18 protein-coding genes are annotated in these 19,367 nt (G+C 64.1%); all 18 read right to left on the bottom strand.

Annotated elements, in window-relative coordinates; genetic code table 11:
* The gene (gene nuoN / locus XH81_RS07820; RefSeq protein ID WP_028141465.1) at positions 1 to 1,437 is read right to left on the bottom strand and encodes an NADH-quinone oxidoreductase subunit NuoN; all 1,437 of its coding nucleotides are present in this window, start codon (positions 1,435 to 1,437) and stop codon (positions 1 to 3) included.
* Positions 1,438 to 1,459: 22 nt separating this feature from the next.
* Complete coding sequence (locus XH81_RS07815; protein WP_028141464.1) at positions 1,460 to 2,968, bottom strand: NADH-quinone oxidoreductase subunit M; 1,509 nt, start codon at positions 2,966 to 2,968, stop codon at positions 1,460 to 1,462.
* Entirely contained in the window at positions 2,969 to 5,047 is a 2,079-nt protein-coding gene (gene nuoL / locus XH81_RS07810; protein ID WP_028141463.1) for an NADH-quinone oxidoreductase subunit L, read from the bottom strand.
* Between the two features lie 8 nt (positions 5,048 to 5,055).
* Positions 5,056 to 5,364 carry an NADH-quinone oxidoreductase subunit NuoK gene (nuoK, locus tag XH81_RS07805; RefSeq protein ID WP_008547737.1) on the bottom strand — a complete coding sequence of 103 codons (309 nt, stop codon included), beginning with the start codon at positions 5,362 to 5,364 and terminating at the stop codon, positions 5,056 to 5,058.
* Positions 5,361 to 5,999: an NADH-quinone oxidoreductase subunit J gene (locus tag XH81_RS07800; RefSeq protein ID WP_018320150.1), complete on the bottom strand. Its 639-nt coding sequence runs from the start codon at positions 5,997 to 5,999 to the stop codon at positions 5,361 to 5,363. The genes nuoK and XH81_RS07800 overlap by 4 nt, the downstream gene beginning before the upstream one ends.
* Positions 6,000 to 6,008: 9 nt before the next feature.
* Complete coding sequence (nuoI, locus tag XH81_RS07795; protein ID WP_191093171.1) at positions 6,009 to 6,503, bottom strand: NADH-quinone oxidoreductase subunit NuoI; 495 nt, start codon at positions 6,501 to 6,503, stop codon at positions 6,009 to 6,011.
* An 8-nt stretch (positions 6,504 to 6,511) separates the two neighbouring features.
* The gene (nuoH, locus tag XH81_RS07790) at positions 6,512 to 7,579 is read right to left on the bottom strand and encodes an NADH-quinone oxidoreductase subunit NuoH (protein WP_038948735.1); all 1,068 of its coding nucleotides are present in this window, start codon (positions 7,577 to 7,579) and stop codon (positions 6,512 to 6,514) included.
* A gap of 10 nt (positions 7,580 to 7,589) precedes the next feature.
* Positions 7,590 to 9,665 (bottom strand): NADH-quinone oxidoreductase subunit NuoG, encoded by a 2,076-nt coding sequence (nuoG, locus tag XH81_RS07785; protein ID WP_028141461.1) that lies wholly within the window; start codon positions 9,663 to 9,665, stop codon positions 7,590 to 7,592.
* Between the two features lie 5 nt (positions 9,666 to 9,670).
* On the bottom strand, positions 9,671 to 10,996 hold the full coding sequence (nuoF, locus tag XH81_RS07780; protein WP_028141460.1) for an NADH-quinone oxidoreductase subunit NuoF: 1,326 nt from the start codon (positions 10,994 to 10,996) through the stop codon (positions 9,671 to 9,673).
* Between the two features lie 15 nt (positions 10,997 to 11,011).
* Complete coding sequence (locus tag XH81_RS07775; protein WP_028141459.1) at positions 11,012 to 11,218, bottom strand: hypothetical protein; 207 nt, start codon at positions 11,216 to 11,218, stop codon at positions 11,012 to 11,014.
* Complete coding sequence (gene nuoE, locus XH81_RS07770; protein WP_018320144.1) at positions 11,218 to 11,829, bottom strand: NADH-quinone oxidoreductase subunit NuoE; 612 nt, start codon at positions 11,827 to 11,829, stop codon at positions 11,218 to 11,220. The genes XH81_RS07775 and nuoE overlap by 1 nt, the downstream gene beginning before the upstream one ends.
* Before the next feature lie 12 nt (positions 11,830 to 11,841).
* Positions 11,842 to 12,807, bottom strand: a complete 966-nt coding sequence (locus XH81_RS07765; RefSeq protein ID WP_028141458.1) for an FkbM family methyltransferase — start codon at positions 12,805 to 12,807, stop codon at positions 11,842 to 11,844.
* On the bottom strand, positions 12,807 to 14,003 hold the full coding sequence (locus XH81_RS07760; protein ID WP_028141457.1) for an NADH-quinone oxidoreductase subunit D: 1,197 nt from the start codon (positions 14,001 to 14,003) through the stop codon (positions 12,807 to 12,809). The genes XH81_RS07765 and XH81_RS07760 overlap by 1 nt, the downstream gene beginning before the upstream one ends.
* Positions 14,004 to 14,005: 2 nt before the next feature.
* A complete protein-coding gene (locus XH81_RS07755; protein ID WP_028141456.1) occupies positions 14,006 to 14,620 on the bottom strand; it encodes an NADH-quinone oxidoreductase subunit C in 615 nt (204 codons plus the stop codon).
* Positions 14,621 to 14,631: 11 nt separating this feature from the next.
* Positions 14,632 to 15,219: a NuoB/complex I 20 kDa subunit family protein gene (locus XH81_RS07750; protein ID WP_026202310.1), complete on the bottom strand. Its 588-nt coding sequence runs from the start codon at positions 15,217 to 15,219 to the stop codon at positions 14,632 to 14,634.
* Positions 15,210 to 15,575: an NADH-quinone oxidoreductase subunit A gene (locus XH81_RS07745; RefSeq protein WP_018320139.1), complete on the bottom strand. Its 366-nt coding sequence runs from the start codon at positions 15,573 to 15,575 to the stop codon at positions 15,210 to 15,212. The genes XH81_RS07750 and XH81_RS07745 overlap by 10 nt, the downstream gene beginning before the upstream one ends.
* Positions 15,576 to 16,210: 635 nt before the next feature.
* A complete protein-coding gene (locus tag XH81_RS07740; protein WP_028141455.1) occupies positions 16,211 to 18,466 on the bottom strand; it encodes a TonB-dependent siderophore receptor in 2,256 nt (751 codons plus the stop codon).
* Between the two features lie 177 nt (positions 18,467 to 18,643).
* Positions 18,644 to 19,156 carry a MarR family winged helix-turn-helix transcriptional regulator gene (locus tag XH81_RS07735; protein ID WP_028141454.1) on the bottom strand — a complete coding sequence of 171 codons (513 nt, stop codon included), beginning with the start codon at positions 19,154 to 19,156 and terminating at the stop codon, positions 18,644 to 18,646.
* Positions 19,157 to 19,367 lie beyond the last annotated feature (211 nt).

Raw genomic sequence — 19,367 nt, 5'->3', positions numbered from 1 at the left:
CTAGAACAGCGACTTTGCCGCGGCGGAGGCGACGCTCACCACGGGACCTGCGAACAGCGCGAACAGGATGTTGAACAGGCCAAAGACCGCCAGCACCGTCTTCACCTCGACGCGCACCGGATCGACCTGGCCGGCCGGCTCGTCGAAATACATCGTCTTGACGATGGCGAGATAGTAGTAGGCGCCGACCACGCTGGTCAGCACGCCGACGACGGCGAGCGTGAACAGGTTTGCCTTGATGGCGGCGACGAACACGTACCATTTGGCGAAGAAGCCCGCGAGCGGCGGAATGCCCGCGAGCGAGAACAGCAGCATCGCGAACATGAAGGCGAGCAGCGGATTGGTGCGCGACAGGCCGGCGAAATCGCTGATCTGCTCGACCGCCTGGCCGTTGCGGCGCATGGCAAGGATGATCGAGAACGAACCCAGCGTCATCGCGACATAGATCACGATGTACATCAGGACGCCCTGCGCGCCCTCGACCGTGCCGGAGGCAAGGCCGACCAGTGCGAAGCCCATGTGACCGATCGAGGAATAGGCCATCAGGCGCTTGATGTTGCTCTGGCCGATCGCGGCGAAGGAGCCGAGCGCCATCGAGGCGATCGCCACGAACACCAGGATCTGCTGCCACTGCGAGACGATGCCCGGGAAAGCGGTGAGCGTGACGCGGGTGAACACGGCGAGCGCGGCGACCTTCGGCGCCGACGCGAAGAAGGCGGTGACCGGGGTCGGCGCGCCCTCGTAGACATCAGGGGTCCACATGTGGAACGGCACGGCCGAAACCTTGAAGCAGAGGCCGACGAGCAGGAAGACCAGACCGAAGACGAGGCCGACATTCGAGACCGTCGCGGCCGCCGCGATACCAGTGAAGCTGACCGTGCCGGTGAAGCCGTAGATCAGCGAGGCGCCGTACAGCAGCATGCCCGAGGACAGTGCGCCGAGCACGAAATACTTCAGGCCGGCTTCGGTCGACTTGGCGTTGTCCCGGTTCGAGGCCGCCACGACATAGAGCGCCAGCGACATCAATTCGAGGCCGAGATAGAGCGAGATCAGGTCGCCGGCCGAGATCAGCACCATCATGCCGAGCGTCGAGAGCAGCACCAGGATGGCGTATTCGAAGATCCGGCGCGACGGGTCGGACAGGAATTCGGTCGACAGCACCAGCGTCACCGCCGAGCCGATCAGGGCCAGGATCTTCATGAAGCGGGCGAAGTCGTCGACGATGAAGCTGCCGCCGAAGGTCACCTGCTTGCCCGCCGGCAGCATGTACTCGAGCACGCCGACCACGACCAGAAGCACGACCGCCAGCGAGGTGACCGCACCGGTCGTCCCCTGCCCGCGATAGGCTCCCAGCATCAGCAGAGCCATGGCGCCGATCGCGAGCACGATCTCGGGCAGCACCGGCGCCAGTTGATAACCTGCAGTCTCAAAGCTCATGGCGATATCCTGACCTGCCCGATCACTGGAGCAGTGCGGCGGCCTTCACGGCCGTCACAGCGGTGTTGTAGTTGTTGACGAGTTGCTGGACCGAGGCGGCCGACATGTCGAGCACCGGCTTCGGATAGACGCCGAACAGGATCGTCAGCGCGATCATCGGGAACAGGATCACGCATTCACGCAGGGTCAGATCCTTCATGCTCGCCAGCGACGGCTTGACCAGCGCCCCGAACACGACCTTGCGGTAGAGCCACAGCGCGTAGGCCGCCGACAGGATCACGCCGAAACTGGCGAAGAACGCGGTCGGGATCGAGACCTTGAAGGTGCCGAGCAGCGTCATGAACTCGCCGACGAAGCCGCTGGTGCCGGGCAGACCGACATTGGCCATGGTGAAGACCATGAAGGTCAGCGCGTAGAGCGGCATCCGGTTGACGAGGCCGCCATAGGCCGCGATCTCGCGGGTGTGCAGGCGGTCGTAGACGACGCCGACGCAGAGGAACAGCGCGCCGGAGACGATGCCGTGCGAAATCATCTGGAACACGCCGCCGGCGACGCCCTGCATGGTGCCGGCGAAGATGCCCATGGTGACGAAGCCCATATGCGCGACCGAGGAGTACGCGATCAGCTTCTTCATGTCCTCCTGCATCAAGGCCACCAGCGAGGTGTAGAGGATGGCGATGGCCGACAGCGTGAAGATCAGCGGCGCGAAGTCGTGCGAGGCCAGCGGGAACATCGGCAGCGAGAAGCGCAGGAAGCCGTAGCCGCCCATCTTCAGCAGGATCGCGGCCAGGACCACGGAGCCGGCCGTCGGCGCCTCGACGTGCGCGTCGGGAAGCCAGGTATGCACGGGCCACATCGGCATCTTCACCGCGAACGAGGCGAAAAAAGCGAGCCAGGCCCAGGTCTGCAGCGAGCGCGGCACGGCGGTGTGCATCAGGGTCGGAATGTCGGTGGTGCCGCCATTCCAGTACAGCGCCATGATGGCGAGCAGCATCAGGACGGAGCCGAGCAGCGTGTAGAGGAAGAACTTGAACGACGCGTAGACCCGGCGCGGACCGCCCCAGACGCCGATGATCAGGAACATCGGGATCAGGCCGCCTTCGAAGAACAGGTAGAACAGCACGAGATCGAGCGCCGAGAAGGTGCCGATCATCAGCGTTTCCAGGATCAGGAACGCCATCATGTATTCGCGGACGCGGTTGGTGATCGCCTTCCAGCTCGCGATGATGCAGAACGGCATCACGGCGGTGGTCAGGATCACCAGCGGCAGCGAGATGCCGTCGACGCCCATGTGGTAGGTGATGCCGGTCGCGAGCCAGTTCGCCTTCTCGACGAACTGGAAGTCGGGATTGGTCGGGTCGAACCGCATGACCAGGATCACCGACACCGCGAAGGTGATCAGCGTGGTCCAGAGCGCGATCCAGCGCGAGTTGCGCTTGGCCGCCTCGTCATCGCCGCGGCTGAGATAGACGATCAGCGCGCCGACCAGCGGCAGGAACGTCGTGACCGATAGGATGGGCCAGGTTGTCATTTACTGGCCTCCAAAGCCGAACATGAACCAGGTGATCAGGCCGGCGGCGCCGATCAGCATGGCGAATGCGTAGTGATAGAGATAGCCGGTCTGGATCTTCACGACGTTGCGGGTGACGTCCAGGACGCGGGCCGAAACGCCGTCGGGACCGAGGCCGTCGATGATGAAGCCGTCGCCCTTCTTCCAGAGCTGATAGCCGATCCACTTCGCTGGACGGACGAAGATGATGTCGTAGAGCTCGTCGAAGTACCATTTGTTGAGCAGGAACTGGTACAGCATCGGCTGCTCTTTAGCGAGCTGCACAGGGATGTACGGCCGGCGGATGTAGAACAGGTACGAGACGAGGAAGCCCAGCACCATCATCACCGTCGGCAGGACGGCGATGGTCTCGGGGATGTGGTGCATCTCCTCGATGATGTGCGGGTTCATCTTCACGGACTCGCGGAAGAACTCCTCGATGCCGTGACCTGCGAACAGCTCCTTGAACGGGAAGCCGGCGATGATCGAGCCGACCGCGAGCACGCCGATCGGGATCAGGATCCAGAGCGGGGCCTCATGTGCGGCCTCGTAGTGATGCTCGTCATGCGGCTCGCCGTGGAAGGTCTTGAAGATCAGGCGCCAGGAGTAGAACGAGGTCAGGCCGGCGGCGACGACCGTCATCAGGAAACCGTACATCGCAAACGGATTGTGCGAGGCGTAGGCGGACTCGATGATTGCGTCCTTGGAGAAGTAGCCGGCGGTGAGCGGGAATCCGGTGAGCGCCAGCGTGCCGACCACCATCACCGCATAGGTGTAGGGGATCTTGCGCCAGAGGCCGCCCATGTTGCGGATGTCCTGCTCGTGGTGCATCGCGTAGATCACCGAGCCGGAGCCCAGGAACAGCAACGCCTTGAAGAAGGCGTGCGTGAACAGATGGAACATGCCGACCGAATAGGCCCCTGCTCCCATCGCCACGAACATGTAGCCGAGCTGCGAACAGGTCGAATAGGCGACGATGCGCTTGATGTCGTTCTGGACGAGGCCGATGGTCGCGGCAAAGAACGCGGTGGTCGCGCCGAAGAACATCACGACGGCCTGCGCGTTCGGGGCGAGCTCGAACAGCGGCGACAGGCGCGCTACCATGAAGACGCCCGCGGTGACCATGGTCGCGGCGTGAATCAGCGCCGACACAGGCGTCGGGCCTTCCATCGCGTCCGGCAACCAGGTGTGCAGCAGGAACTGCGCCGACTTGCCCATCGCGCCCATGAACAGCAACAGGCAGGTCAGGGTCAGCGCATCGGCGTGCCAGCCGAGGAAGTTGATGGTCTTGCCGGTCAGGCCGGGCGCGGCATGGAAGATGGTCTCGAAATCGGTCGAGCTGGTCAGCATGAAGATCGCGAAGATGCCGAGCGCAAAACCGAAGTCGCCGACGCGGTTGACCACGAAGGCCTTGATGGCGGCCGCATTCGCCGACGGCTTCTGGTACCAGAAGCCGATCAGCAGATAGCTCGCCAGACCCACGCCTTCCCAGCCGAAGAACAGCTGCACGAGGTTGTCCGCCGTCACCAGCATCAGCATGGCGAAGGTGAACAGGCTGAGATAGCCGAAGAAGCGCGGCCGGTTCGGGTCCTCGTCCATGTAGCCGATGGAATAGAGGTGCACGAGCGAGGACACGGTCGTCACCACCACCAGCATCACGGCCGTGAGCGTGTCGACGCGTAGCGTCCACCAGACCTGGAGGTCGCCGGAAAAGATGAAAGGCAGCAGCTGGATGCGGGCGTCATGATGCATGAAGCCGACGTCGACGAGCGTCATCCAGGACAGCGCCGCCGACACGAACAGCAGACCCGTCGTGATCAGCTCGGCGCCGCGCGAGCCCGCCGCCGGCGGCTCGACCGGGCCGTGGCCGTGGTCCTCATGGGCGTGATCGTCGTGGCCATGGTCGTCATGGGCGGCCGCGGCATGGGCATCGCCATGACCGTGATCGCCGTGATGCTCGACCTCGTCACCCGAGGGGTTGCGGGCATGCGCGCCGGCCAGGGCGATGAGCCCGGCCAGAATGGCGCCCAGCAGAGGCAGGAATACGATTGCCTGAACCATGACTGAGCTCAGCCCTTCATCAGATTGACGTCCTCAACCGCGATCGAGCCGCGGTTGCGGAAATAGACCACCAGGATGGCGAGACCGATCGCGGCTTCAGCGGCAGCGACCGTCAGCACCAGAAGCGCGAAGACCTGGCCGACGATGTCGCCGAGGAAGGTCGAGAACGCGACGAGGTTGATGTTGACCGAGAGCAGGATCAGCTCGATCGACATCAGGATGACGATGATGTTCTTGCGGTTCAGGAAGATGCCGAGGATGCCGAGCGTGAACAGGATCGCGCCGACCGCCAGATAGTGTCCGAGCCCGATCGTCATTTCACCCACTCCGCCGCGTCAGAGTCCTGGAGCCCCTGCCCCGGCGCCACCTTGCGCATCGCCATCGCCATGTCGGGCGTGCGCGCGTTCTGAACGTTGATGTCCTGCCGCTTCACGCTCGCCTTGTGCCGCAGCGTCAGCACGATGGCGCCGATCATGGCGACCAGCAGCACCATGCCCGAGAGCTGGAAGTAGTGGATGTACTTCGTATAGAGCACGAGCCCGAGCGCCTCGGTATTGGAGACGTTGGCCGGGATCGCCGCCGTGATCGTCTTGGCGACGCCGGGATTGATGACCCAGAAGCCGACGGTGAGCAGCAGCTCGAACAGGAAGATGCCGCCGATCACGAGGCCGACCGGCAGGTACTCGATGAAGCCCTCGCGCAGCTCGGTGAAGTCCACGTCGAGCATCATGATCACGAACAGGAACAGCACCGCGACCGCGCCGACATAGACGACGATCAGGATCATCGCCAGGAACTCGGCGCCCATCAGCACGAACAGGCCGGAGGCGTTGACGAAGGCCAGGATCAGGTACAGCACGGAGTGCACGGGATTGCGCGAGACAATCACCATCACGGCCGAGGCGACACAGACGCCGGCAAAGAGATAGAAGAACAGCGCGGGAAGGATCATGCCCTCACCTCACCGGTACGGCGCGTCGAGCTCGATCGCTTTCGCGATCTCGCGTTCCCAGCGGTCGCCGTTGGCGAGCAGCTTGGCCTTGTCATAGAACAGTTCCTCGCGGGTCTCGGTCGCGAACTCGAAGTTCGGACCTTCGACGATGGCGTCGACCGGACAGGCCTCCTGGCAGAGGCCGCAATAGATGCACTTCACCATGTCGATGTCGTAGCGCACGGTGCGGCGGGTGCCGTCGTTGCGACGCGGGCCGGCCTCGATGGTGATGGCCTGCGCCGGGCAGACCGCCTCGCAGAGCTTGCAGGCGATGCAACGCTCTTCGCCGTTCGGATAGCGGCGCAGCGCATGCTCGCCGCGGAAGCGCGGCGAGATCGGGCCCTTCTCGAACGGATAGTTCAGGGTCGGCTTCGGCTGGAAGAAATAGCGCATGGCGAGGAAGAACGCCGAGACGAATTCCGACAGCAGAAGCGAGCGTGCAGTGGCGTTGACGTTGATACCCATGACGGCCCTCACTTCGGCGCGATGCCGGCGAAATGCAGCACGCCGGCCACCACGACCACCATCGCCAGCGACAGCGGCAGGAACACCTTCCAGCCGAGGCGCATCAGTTGGTCGTAGCGGTAGCGCGGCACGATCGCCTTTGCCATCGCGAACAGGAAGAACATGAAGAAGACTTTGAGCGAGAACCAGATGATCCCCGGCACCCAGTTGAAGGGCGGCAGGTCGACCGGCGGCAGCCAGCCTCCGAGGAACAGGATCGTCGCCATCGCGCACATCGTGACGATCGCGACGTACTCGCCGAGCATGAACAGCAGATACGGGGTCGAGCCGTACTCGACCATGAAGCCGGCGACGAGCTCGGATTCGGCTTCCACGAGGTCGAACGGCGGGCGGTTGGTTTCCGCCAGCGCCGAAACGTAGAAGATCACGAACATCGGGAACAGCGGCCAGACGTACCAGTTCAGGATCGTGAGCTGCGGCAGCCCGATCAGGCTGGCAAGGCCGCGGACATGCTGGGCCTCGACAACGGCCGACAGGTTCAGCGTGCCGGCGCAGAGCAGCACCGTGATGATGACGAAGCCGATCGAGACTTCATAAGACACCATCTGCGCCGCCGAGCGCAGCGCGGCCAGGAACGGGTACTTCGAGTTCGACGACCAGCCGGCCATGATGATGCCGTAGATCGACAGCGACGAGATCGCGAAGATGAAGAGGATGCCGACATTGATGTCGGAGATCACCCAGCCGAGATTGGTCGGGATCACCGCCCAGGCGGCAAGCGCGAGCACGCAGGAGACCAGCGGCGCCAGCAGGAAGACGCCCTTGTTGGCGCCGGCCGGGATGATCGGCTCCTTCAGCACGAACTTCAGCAAGTCGGCGAAGGATTGCAGCAGGCCCCAGGGGCCGACCACGTTCGGGCCGCGCCGGATCTGCACCGCCGCCCAGATCTTGCGGTCGGCGAGCAGGATGTAGGCGATCGCGACCAGGAGGACGACGAGCACCAAGACGCTCTCCGCGACCATGATGATCAGCGGCCAGAGGAACCCGGTCCAGAATGCGCTTTCGAAGAATTCCATCAGATCACGCTCACTCCGCTGCGGTCAGCATGTGCCCGGAGGCGAGGCGCGAGCATTCCGCCATCACGGCGGACGCACGCGCGATTGGGTTGGTCAAATAGAAGTCCTCGACCAGCGGCTTGAACGGTGCCTTCTCGGGCGAACCGCCCTTCCCCGCCAGCTTCTTGATCTGGTCGGCCGAGCCGGCCTCGATCTGGTCAAGACGGATCAGGTGCGGCACGGCCTTGAAGATCGCCTGGCGCAGCGCCGAAAGCGAGTCATAGCCGAGCTTCTTGCCGAGCGCTTCCGACAGCGCCCGGACGATCGCCCAGTCCTCGCGGGCTTCACCCGGCGGGAACGCGGCGCGGCCCGTCATCTGAACGCGGCCTTCGGTGTTGACGTAGATCGCGGACTTCTCGGTGTAGGCGGCCGCCGGCAGGATCACGTCGGCGCGATGCGCGCCGCGGTCGCCATGGGTGCCGATATAAACGACGAAGGTACCGTCAGGCGCGTTGATCTCGTCGGCGCCGAGCAGGAACAGCAAGTCGAGCGTGCCGAACGTCGTCATCTGCGCGGCGTTCAGGCCGCCGCCGGTCGCGGAGAAGCCGATATCGAGCGCACCAACGCGCGAGGCGCTCTCGTGCAGCACGCCAAAGCCGTTCCAGCCGTCCTTGACCGCACCGACGTCGAGCGCGAGCTTGGCGGCGCTGGCGAGAATGGCGGCGCCGTCGTGACGCGAAGCCGCGCCCGCGCCGACCAGGATGATCGGGTGCTTGGCGTTCTTCAGCACGTCCATGAAGGAATGCTTGCCGGCCGCGAGATCACCGAGCGTCTCGGTGCCTGCGCCGAGGTGATCGTAATTGTAGGTCAGATCGACCTTGGCCCCGATCACGCCGACCTTGAAGCCGCCGGCACGCCAGCGCTTGCGGATGCGGGCGTTGAACACGGCCGCCTCTTTCCGCGGGTTCGCGCCGATGATGAGCAGCGCATCCGCCTGCTCCACCCCCACCAGCGTCGGGTTGAAGATGTAGGAGCTGCGGCCGAGCGCGGGGTCGAAGGCGTCGCCGCCCTGCACCGCCATATTGGTCGAGCCGAACTTGGCGAGCAGATCCTTCAGCGCGAACATCTCCTCGACGCCGGCGAGATCGCCCGCGATCGCGCCGATGCGCTTGCCGTCGGTGCGCGCCGCCTTGGCGGCGATCGCGGCGAAGGCTTCGGTCCAGCTCGCCGCGCGCAGCTTGCCGGCTTCACGGATATAGGGCCGGTCCAGGCGCTGGGTGCGCAGGCCGTCGACGACGTGGCGGGTCTTGTCGGAGATCCACTCCTCATTCACGGCCTCGTTGATGCGCGGCAGCACGCGCATCACCTCACGACCGCGGGTGTCGACGCGGATTGCCGAGCCGACGCCGTCCATCACGTCGATCGACTGGGTCTTGCCGAGCTCCCACGGGCGCGCCGCGAAGGCGTAGGGCTTCGAGGTCAGGGCGCCGACCGGGCAGATGTCGACGAGATTGCCCTGCAATTCGGAGGTCAGCGCGTGCTCGAGATAGGTCGTGATCTCCATGTCCTCGCCACGGCCCGTGGCGCCCATCTCGGGCGCGCCGGCGACTTCCGCCGAGAAGCGGACGCAGCGCGTGCACTGGATGCAGCGGTTCATCGAGGTCTTGACCAGCGCGCCGAGATATTTGTCCTCGACCGCGCGCTTGTTCTCGGCGAAGCGGCTGGTGTCGACACCATAGCCCATCGCCTGGTCCTGCAGGTCGCACTCGCCGCCCTGGTCGCAGATCGGGCAATCCAGCGGATGGTTGATCAGAAGGAATTCCATCACGCCTTCGCGCGCCTTCTTCACCATCGGCGAACGCGTCGAGATCTCCGGCGGCTCGCCCTTGGGGCCCGGACGGCAGTCGCGCACACCCCAGGCGCAGCTTGCGACCGGCTTGGGGCCGCCCTTCACTTCGACGAGGCACATCCGGCAATTGCCGGCGATCGACAGCCGCTCGTGATAGCAGAAGCGCGGAATCTCGGCGCCGGCCGCCTCGCACGCCTGAAGCAGCGTGTACTCGGCGGGCACATCGATCTCTTTGCCGTCGATGATGAGCTTGGTCATTCTTCTTACTCCGCCGCGACCATGTTCACGGGATCGCGGACGCCGATATCGTCGATGTCGGCCCTGTGCGAATATTGGTCGATGCGCGCTTCGATCTCGTGACGGAAATGCGCGATCAGCCCCTGGATCGGCCATGCCGCCGCATCGCCGAGCGCGCAGATGGTGTGGCCCTCGACCTGCTTGGTCACCTCGAGCAGCATGTCGATCTCGCGCTTGTGGGCGCGGCCCTCGGCCATGCGGGTGAGGACGCGCCACATCCAGCCCGTGCCCTCGCGGCACGGCGTGCACTGGCCACAGCTCTCGTGCTTGTAGAAATAGGAGATGCGGGCAATCGCGCGGATCAGGTCGGTGGACTTGTCCATCACGATCACAGCCGCGGTGCCGAGGCCCGAGCGCAGCTTGCTCAGACTGTCGAAATCCATCGGCGTGTCGATGATCTGCTCGGCCGGCACCATGCGCACCGACGAGCCGCCGGGGATCACGGCCTTGAGGTTGTCCCAGCCGCCGCGGATGCCGCCGCAATGCTTGTCGATCAGCTCACGGAACGGAATGCCCATGGCCTCTTCGACGTTGCAGGGCCGCTCGACATGGCCGGAGATGCAGAAGAGTTTCGTGCCGACATTGTTCGGACGGCCGATGCCGGCGAACCACGCCGCGCCGCGGCGCAGGATGTCCGGAGCAACGGCAATGGACTCGACGTTGTTGACGGTGGTCGGGCAGCCGAACAGGCCGACATTGGCCGGGAACGGCGGCTTCAGCCGCGGCTGGCCCTTCTTGCCCTCGAGGCTTTCGAGCAGCGCGGTCTCTTCGCCGCAAATGTAAGCGCCGGCGCCGTGCGCGACGTAGATGTCGAACGGCCAGCCGTTGACGTTGTCCTTGCCGACCAGCTTGGCCTCATAGGCCTGGTCGATCGCGGCCTGGAGATGCTCGCGCTCGCGGATGAATTCGCCGCGGACATAGATGTAGCAGGCATGCGCGTTCATCGCGCAGCTCGCGATCAGGCAGCCCTCGATCAGGAGATGCGGATCGTGCCGCATGATCTCGCGATCCTTGCAGGTGCCGGGCTCGGACTCGTCGGCGTTGACGACGAGATAGCTCGGCCGGCCGTCGGTCGATTCCTTCGGCATGAACGACCATTTCAGGCCGGTCGGGAAGCCGGCGCCGCCGCGGCCCCGCAGGCCCGACGCCTTCATCTCGTTGATGATCCAGTCGCGGCCCTTGTCGATGATGTTCTTGGTGCCATCCCAGGCGCCGCGGCGCCGCGCACCCTCGAGCCCCCAATCGTGGAGGCCGTAGAGGTTCTTGAAGATGCGGTCCTTGTCCTCGAGCATATCAGTGCTTTCCGATCAACGAATGGTCTGCTTGTAGGCAAGTCCGGCGGCGCAGACGGCGAAGGTCAGCGCCCAGAGCAGACTGGATTCCAGCGACGCGTTCAGGCTGAAACGCTGCAGCAGGAAAATGAAAGCGGCCGCCACGGCGGCGTGCAACGCGATGAAGCCCCACTTCTTCATGGCACCACTCCCCTGCACCGAAGGCTGCGAGAGACCACCCATCAGGTGCTCTCCTTCAGCGTGGTCGGCCCGGTGATCGGCGCCGAGAACTGGCGGCCGTTCTGCGGACCGGGCTTGGGCGGATTGCCCGAAGCGAAACCGTCGAGCACCTTGCCGAAGCTTTCCTTGGTGAGGTCCTCATAAGTGTCCTTGCCGATCAGCACCATCGGCGCATTCACGCAGGCACCGAGGCACTCGACCTCCTCCCAGCTGAAATTGCCGTCCTTGGACAGGTGGAAGGGCTCGTGATGGATGCGGTGTTCGCAGACGTGGATCAGATCCTCGGCGCCGCGCAGGCGGCACGGCGTGGTGCCGCAGACCTGGACGTGGGCCTTCTTGCCGACGGGGGCAAGCTGGAACATCGTGTAGAAGGTCGCGACTTCCAGCACGCGGATGTAGGGCATGTCGAGCATGTCGGCGATGACGCGGATCGCGGCTTCCGAGACCCAGCCGTCGTGCTGCTCCTGGGCACGCCAGAGGATGGCGATGACGGCGGAGGCCTGACGTCCCGCCGGATATTTCGCGATCTGCTGCTTGGCGAATGCGAGGTTCTCCTCCGTGAACGCAAAGCTCGCGGGCTGGACTTCCTTCGGTGCTAATCGGCGAACGGACATCTCTTCAATCTCTCACTGCATGCGGCGCGCTGTTTTCGCATTCAGGGCTTCGATCCTGTCCTGCCAAAATGCGCTTGCGGTGCCGAAAACGTTGTAGCCGACGTGGGTCGAGACCTTGATGCGGTCGAGGATCGACAGCTCGGTCACGGTCTCCATCCGGTTGCTGCGCGGATCGAACACGATCAGCTTCAGCGGGGTCTGCTCGAGGATGAAGCGCGACACCGCATGAGAGCGGTCGCTGCCGTGCTCCTCGCACATGATGACGCTGTCGGCCTGGAGCAGACGCGCGCCGCCCTTGATCGCCTCGATCTCGACGCCCTCGACGTCGAGCTTGATCAGGTACTTGCCGGTGCTTGCGACCTTGCCGTCCTCGATCAGATTGTCGAGTGCGATGACCGGCACCTCCTCACCGCCCGCGGAGGGATCGCCGGCGATGCTGAAGGCCTCGTGCTTGGTGCCTGACAGACGCGCGGTGCCGCGGCTGGCGCCGATCGCGCATTTCATGGTCTCGAAGCGATTACCGTTGACGCGGGCGTTGTTGGCGAGCTTCGGATAGTTCTGCCCCGACGGCTCGATCGCGATCGCCTTGTGCGAACCGAACGGCCTGCTCGACACCAGCACCGACCAATAACCGTAATTGGCGCCGCAATCGAGCAGCGTGTAGTCGACGTCGACGGAATCGGCGAACAAGAGCTCGAGCTCGTCCTCATAATTGTACGAGCGGTTGAGCAGCTTGCTCCAATAGCCGTCGCCGTAAGGGAATTCGAACACGGCGTCGGGATTGAGCCTGATCGCGATGTTGCGCTCGGGCAGCGTCTTCCGCAGCAAATTCGCGCAGGCGATGTAGCCCATATGCGAGAAGTGCGAGGAGATCTTCGATCCCGTCACCAGCGCCAAGGCAGCCGTCCGCTCCCACAGGTTGGCCCCTTCAAGGGCCCCCGAGGCGCGGTCAAACTGGATTGGCGCCTGCTGCCCCATCACCGATCGACCTCTCCGAACACGATGTCGAGCGAGCCGAGGATTGCCGAGACGTCGGCGAGCAGATGGCCGCGGCAGATGTGATCCATCGCCTGCAGATGCGCAAAGCCCGGCGCGCGGATCTTGCACTTATAGGGTTTGTTGGTGCCGTCGGAGATCAGATAGACGCCGAACTCGCCCTTCGGCGCCTCGACCGCGGCATAGACTTCGCCGGCCGGCACGTGGACGCCTTCGGTGTAGAGCTTGAAGTGATGGATCAGCGCTTCCATCGAGCGCTTCATCTCGCCACGGCGCGGCGGCGCGACCTTGTTGTCTTCGACGACGACCGGGCCCTTGCCTTCAGGCGCGTTCAGCTTCTGGATGCACTGCTTCATGATGCGGATGGACTGGCGCATCTCTTCCATGCGGATCAGATAGCGGTCGTAGCAGTCGCCGTTCTTGCCGATCGGAATGTCGAAATCCATCTCGGCGTAGCATTCATAGGGTTGCGACTTGCGCAGGTCCCAGGCCGCGCCCGAGCCGCGCACCATCACGCCGGAGAAGCCCCACTCCCAGGCTTCCTTCAGCGGGACCACGCCGATATCGACGTTGCGCTGCTTGAAGATGCGATTGGCGGTGAGCAACCGGTCGAGGTCGTCCACGACCTTCAGGAACGGATCGCACCAGGCCTCGATGTCGTCGACCAGCTTCTGCGGCAAATCCTGATGCACGCCGCCGACGCGGAAGAAGGCTGCGTGCATACGGCTGCCCGAGGCGCGCTCGTAGAACACCATCAGCTTTTCGCGCTCTTCGAAGCCCCACAGCGGCGGGGTCAGCGCGCCGACGTCCATCGCCTGCGTGGTGACGTTGAGCAGATGCGACAGGATGCGGCCGATCTCGCAATAGAGCACGCGGATGAGCTGACCGCGGCGCGGCACCTCGATGCCGAGCAGCTTTTCAGCCGCCATGCAGAAGGCGTGCTCCTGGTTCATCGGCGCGACGTAGTCGAGCCGATCGAAATACGGGATCGCCTGGAGGTAGGTCTTCTGCTCGATCAGCTTCTCGGTGCCGCGGTGAAGCAGGCCGATATGGGGATCGACGCGGGCGACGACTTCGCCGTCAAGTTCCAACACCAGACGCAGCACGCCGTGCGCCGCCGGATGCTGCGGACCGAAATTGATGGTGAAGTTGCGAAGCTGTTCGGGTTGCTCGTTCATGATCAGACCTTCGGTCCCGCTTTTTCATCCCCTGGAAGGACCGGATAATCGGCCCCCTCCCACGGAGACAAAAAGTCGAACTTGCGGAATTCCTGGTTGAGCCGGACGGGCTCGTACACAACCCGCTTCTCCTGGTCGTCGTAGCGGACCTCGACGAATCCCGTGGTCGGAAAGTCCTTGCGCAGCGGGTGGCCCTCGAACCCGTAATCGGTGAGGATGCGGCGCATGTCGGGATGGCCGACGAAGAACACGCCGTAGAGGTCGTAAGCCTCGCGCTCGAACCAGTCGGCGCCGGGGAACACCTCGATCAGCGACGGCACCTGCGTGGTCTCGTCGGCCTGGGCCTTGAGCCGGATCCGCGCGTTCAGGGTCGGGGACAGGAAGTGATAGATCACGTCGAAGCGCTTCTCGCGCGACGGATAGTCCGCGGCCGTGATGTCGGTGAAGTTGATGAAGCGGCAGTTCGGGTCGTCGCGGAGGTACTTGACCACCTCGACGATCTTGCTGGCTTCGACATCAACCGTCAGCTGGTTGAAGGCCACCGAATGACCGATGGCGGCGCCCGGAAGCGCGCTAACGATCGTCTGCCCCAGGGCGTCGAGCTTGGCGTCGTCCATGACGTAAAACCTTAGCGTTCGATGGTGCCGGTGCGCCGGATCTTCTTCTGCAGCAGCAGCACGCCGTAAAGCAGCGCTTCCGCCGTGGGCGGGCAGCCCGGCACATAGATGTCGATCGGCACGATGCGGTCGCAGCCGCGCACGACCGAGTAGGAATAGTGATAGTAGCCGCCGCCGTTGGCGCAGGAGCCCATCGAGATGACGTAGCGCGGCTCGGGCATCTGGTCGTAGACCTTGCGCAGCGCCGGCGCCATCTTGTTGGTCAGCGTGCCTGCGACGATCATCACGTCGGACTGGCGCGGCGAGGCACGCGGCGCGAAGCCGAAGCGCTCGACGTCGTAGCGCGGCATCGACACCTGCATCATCTCGACCGCACAGCAGGCGAGACCGAAGGTCATCCACATCAGGGAGCCGGTACGGGCCCAGGTGATGAGGTCGTCGGTCGCGGCCACGAAGAAGCCCTTGTCGGACAGCTCGGAGTTGACCTCGAGGAAGAACGGATCATTGGCCCCGACCGGCCGGCCGGTCGACGGATCCAGGATGCCCTTGGGGGCCGGCGCGATAGCCGGACCTGTGGACGACACGGGGTTCAATCCCATTCGAGTGCTCCCTTCTTCCATTCATAGGCGAACCCGACCGTCAGCACGGCGAGGAACACCACCATGGACCAGAAGCCGGTCGCGCCAAGCTTGCCGAACGCCACCGCCCAGGGAAACAGGAACGCCACCTCGAGATCGAAGATGATGAAGAGAATGGCGACCAGATAGAAGCGGACGTCGAACTTCATGCGCGCGTCGTCGAAGGCGTTGAAACCGCACTCATACGCCGACAGCTTTTCCGGGTCCGGCTGCTGGAACGCCACGACGAAGGGCGCAATCAGCAGCACGAGGCCAATGAGGCCCGCTACCCCTATAAAGACGACGAGTGGAAGATAGTTCTGCAGAATGCCGCTCATGGCGAGCCCTTTTTCCCGCAGCCTCGGGACAGCCACGGATTCGTCCGATTTGGAATTATTCTGAGCCTTAGCGCAGTGCACCAATGGGCGCAAGACACGCTCTTTTTAGGCCCTTTGCCGCCCCCAGAACGGTGAAAATCCCGGAATCACCCCGCGCTGGTATGGAGCAGATCGCCAAGGCCAGCAAGGGCGGCCACCGTTTTGCAGGGCAGCCGTTCTGAGATTGCGGCCGCGCGAGCCAAGGCAGCTTTTTGCCACGCATTGCACGAGAAAAGCACCTGGTTTTTTGGTGCGGCAGCGCACCCAAACCGAGCTGCGGCCGCCATTAGGCCCCGACTGACTGTCACCCCGGCGACATAATGCCGAGCGCCCCGGAGCAAAGACACCTATCCACAGGCGCAAGCGATCTGACGAGCCATGCATCGGGGCCGGACCGGGCCTGCCTGCTGCGAAGACAACTCGGGCTTGCGATATATTGCGGCCCGACCGGTCGCGAGCGCGGCGAGCGGCGACGTGGAGGGCCGTCGCGCGCGCCGCGCTCCGATGAGCTTCGGGCTGGGGGGCATAGCCCGGGTGCTCATCTATCTCGTGGTGGAGGACCGGCGGCACCAGATGTCAGCCGCCCTCACCTGTCCTCACCATTTGTAGGAAACGCTGGCGGTGACGCGCCGGCGGTCGCCGTAGAAGCAGGAGGTGGTCGACGCGCAACTCGCGACATACATCTTGTCGGTCACGTTGATCACGTTGAGCGCCGTCCGCCAGTTCTGCCATTCGTAATGGACCGCGAGATCGCCGAGCACCACCGCGGGAACCTCGAGGGTATTGGCAGTGTCGGCCCAGGACGCGCCGATGTAGCGAACGCCGCCGCCGAAACCAAATCCTTCCAGCGGTCCGTCCTTGAAGGTGTAGTCGGCCCAGCCCGAGACCAGGAGCTCAGGCGTGTTGGTCGGTGTCTTGCCGACGAGCGTCGGATCTAGATCCTTGCTGTTGAAGAGATGATAGGCCGTGAAGGAGCCGATGAACTTCAGCTCCTTCGTGGCATTGGCCACCGCTTCGAGCTCGATACCGCGCGAGGTCACCTCGCCCGTCTGGTTCTGCAGGACTGGAACGCTGCCCGGCAACGTCGTCGCGACGTTCTGACGGACCAGATCGAAAGCCGAGACCGTGAAATAACCGTCGAAGCCTTTTGGCGCGACCTTTACGCCGATTTCGGCCTGCTTGGCGGTCTCCGGCAGAAACAGCTGGTTCTGGGCGTTGAGCCCGATGATCGGATTGTAGCTCGTCGAATAGGAGACGTAGGGTGCGATGCCATTGTCGAAATTGTAGATCAGCCCGGCGCGGCCGCTGAACCTGCTGTCGTTGCGGCTCCCGACCGTGGCGCCGGTGTCACGCGTTTCCTGCGTCGTCTCGACCCAGTCATTGCGGCCACTCAGCACCAGCGTGAAGTTGCCGAGCTTCATCTGGTCCTGAAGATAAGTGCCGGCCTGCTTCTGAGTGATCAGGAAGTTCCGGAACGGAGCGGCCGGCAGTGCGACCTCGGCCGCCCCATAGGCGGGATTGAAGACGTTGATCGCGGGCACGCCACCCCCGAAGGCCTGGTAGTCGTCGATCTGGTATCCCTTCAGGTCGACGCCGAACAGCATCGTGTGCCTGACCGGGCCCGTATTGAAGCGATACTCGAGCTGGTTGTCGAGATTGGCCTGATTGGCAGTGTTCTTTGCATACCAATTGTACCGATTGAGCGTGGCCGTGTTGATATTGGCCCAATCGTTGCCGACATAGCCGCGGTAGGTAATGTCGACATGCGCAAAGCGGGCGTTCTGACGGAACGTCAGGTCCTCGGTGAGATTGCGCGCGAACTGATAGCCGAGCATCTCCTGCTCGCGCGTGAACTTGTCGACGCTGGGATCGCCGACGAAGAAGCTGGTCGGAATCTTGCCGAACGGTGCGTTGGTCACCGTGCCCTGGTAGGGCAGGAAGTTGATGCCGCGGGTGTCCTGCTTCGAGGCCGAGGCCAGCACCGTGAAGCTCGTGTCGGCGTCCGGCTTCCAGGTGAACGATGGCGCGATGAAGTAGTTGTTGTCGGGCGTGAAGTTGACCTGCGTGCCGCCGTTCTGGACCTGGCCGACCACGCGGGCGAACAGCTTGCCGTTCTCGGGGCTGGTCGCGACCGGCCCGCCGAAATCGAAGCTGACATAGGCGTTGCCGAAATTGTTGACGCCGGTCTCGACGTAGCGGATCGGCTCGGCGGGCGGCAACTTGCTGATGACGTTGACGATGCCGCTCGGGCTCGATCCACCGTAGAGCACCGCGGACGGACCGCGCAGCACCTCGACCCGCTCCATGTTCGGCGTCTGGAGCTTCCAGCTCGCATAGGAGGTGTAGAACAGCTGCATGCCGTCGAGGAACAGTCCGATGTCCTCGGACTTGAAGCCGCGGATCAGCCACCAATCGTTGCGGGTGTCCGTGCCAAACGTTCCCGCCCGCACACCGGCGGTGTAGCGCAGGACCTCATCGAGCTTGTTCGGCTTCTGGTCGCGGATCTGCTCGGCGCCGATGACGGACACCGACTGCGGCGTCTCGATGATCGGCGTGTTGGTCTTGGTGCCGGACGAGCTGCGACCCGCGACGTAGCCGTTCACCGGGCCGCGCGGCGTCTCGACGAAGCCGACGTTGCGCTGCAGCTGCGGCCTGTTCCTGTTGGCAGTCTGCTCCGACGACCGCGGCGCGCGGCGCTGAGGGGTCGTGGCGGCGCGGCGGCGCGCTTCCGGCGCGGTGACGGTCACCGGCGGCAGGCTCGCTGCGCCACCCTGCGCGGACGATTGTGCAAGCGATGCCTGCGGCATCAAAACCCAAGCGGACGCAGTCGCCAACACGGCCGACCGCAGCATTCCCAGACTGTTCAACGCGCCACCCCGAAGCTGCATGTTCGATGCGTCATGCCGCCTGTCCCCGGACGGCATGCGCTCACCGGCGACGCTTATGGGAGGGCGCGAGAATTCCCTAATTGAAAGCTTCTTAGAAGGACTCTTAGAAGGGATCCAACCTGTCGAGAGAGCGCTGCGAGATCAGCGTGCGTTCTTCTCGCTCTCGAGCATCTCGGCGGCGATCGCCGTGAGCCGATCGACTTGACCCAGCAGCGTGTGGAACTCGGCTTCGCTCAGCTGTTCCAGCAGGCGCCGGTTGCGCTCCTGCGCGCCGTCGACGATCGCATCATGCGCGGCGAGGCCCGCCGCCGTCAGCGAGATCAGCACTTCGCGGCTATCTTTCGGATTAGCCGATTTCACGATCAGCTTGCGCGAGAGCAGATTTGCCAGCGCGCGGCTGATCTGTCCCTTGTCCTGGCCGACGGCCTCGGCAAGCCGCGCCACGCTCATCGGCGGCCGGCGGCCGAGCGAGGCGACGAGACCGAACTCGACCGAGGACAATCCGGTGAGGCGCTTGTAGCGCAGGATCGCGCCACGCTTGAGCAGATTGGCAAGCACCATCAGCCGCGACGACAGCATCACGGTGATCGGGGCCGACGGTTCGTTCTCGTCTGCGGGCGACGTCGCCCCGCCCCTGCTCTCGGTCTGGCTCATGATCCACCTCTGCCAAGAAAGCCCGAGCCTGCCAAGTCCGAGCCTACAAGTCTGGGCCTGCAAGCCCGAGCCTGCCAAGCCCGGCCGGCCACCTCATCAAATGCGACTAAGACGCATTTGGAAGATCGTTGACATTGTCATCGAACTATCTTTCACTGGATCCAAGGCATCGAAAAGGCCCGGCCATCACGGCCAAAGCGGGAGGACCAGC

It is taken from the genome of Bradyrhizobium sp. CCBAU 25360 (assembly GCF_028128695.1).
Taxonomy (GTDB): Bacteria; Pseudomonadota; Alphaproteobacteria; order Rhizobiales; family Xanthobacteraceae; genus Bradyrhizobium; species Bradyrhizobium ottawaense.
Note: the sequence above shows the minus strand (reverse complement) of the source record. Positions and strands in the feature narration are given on the sequence as shown.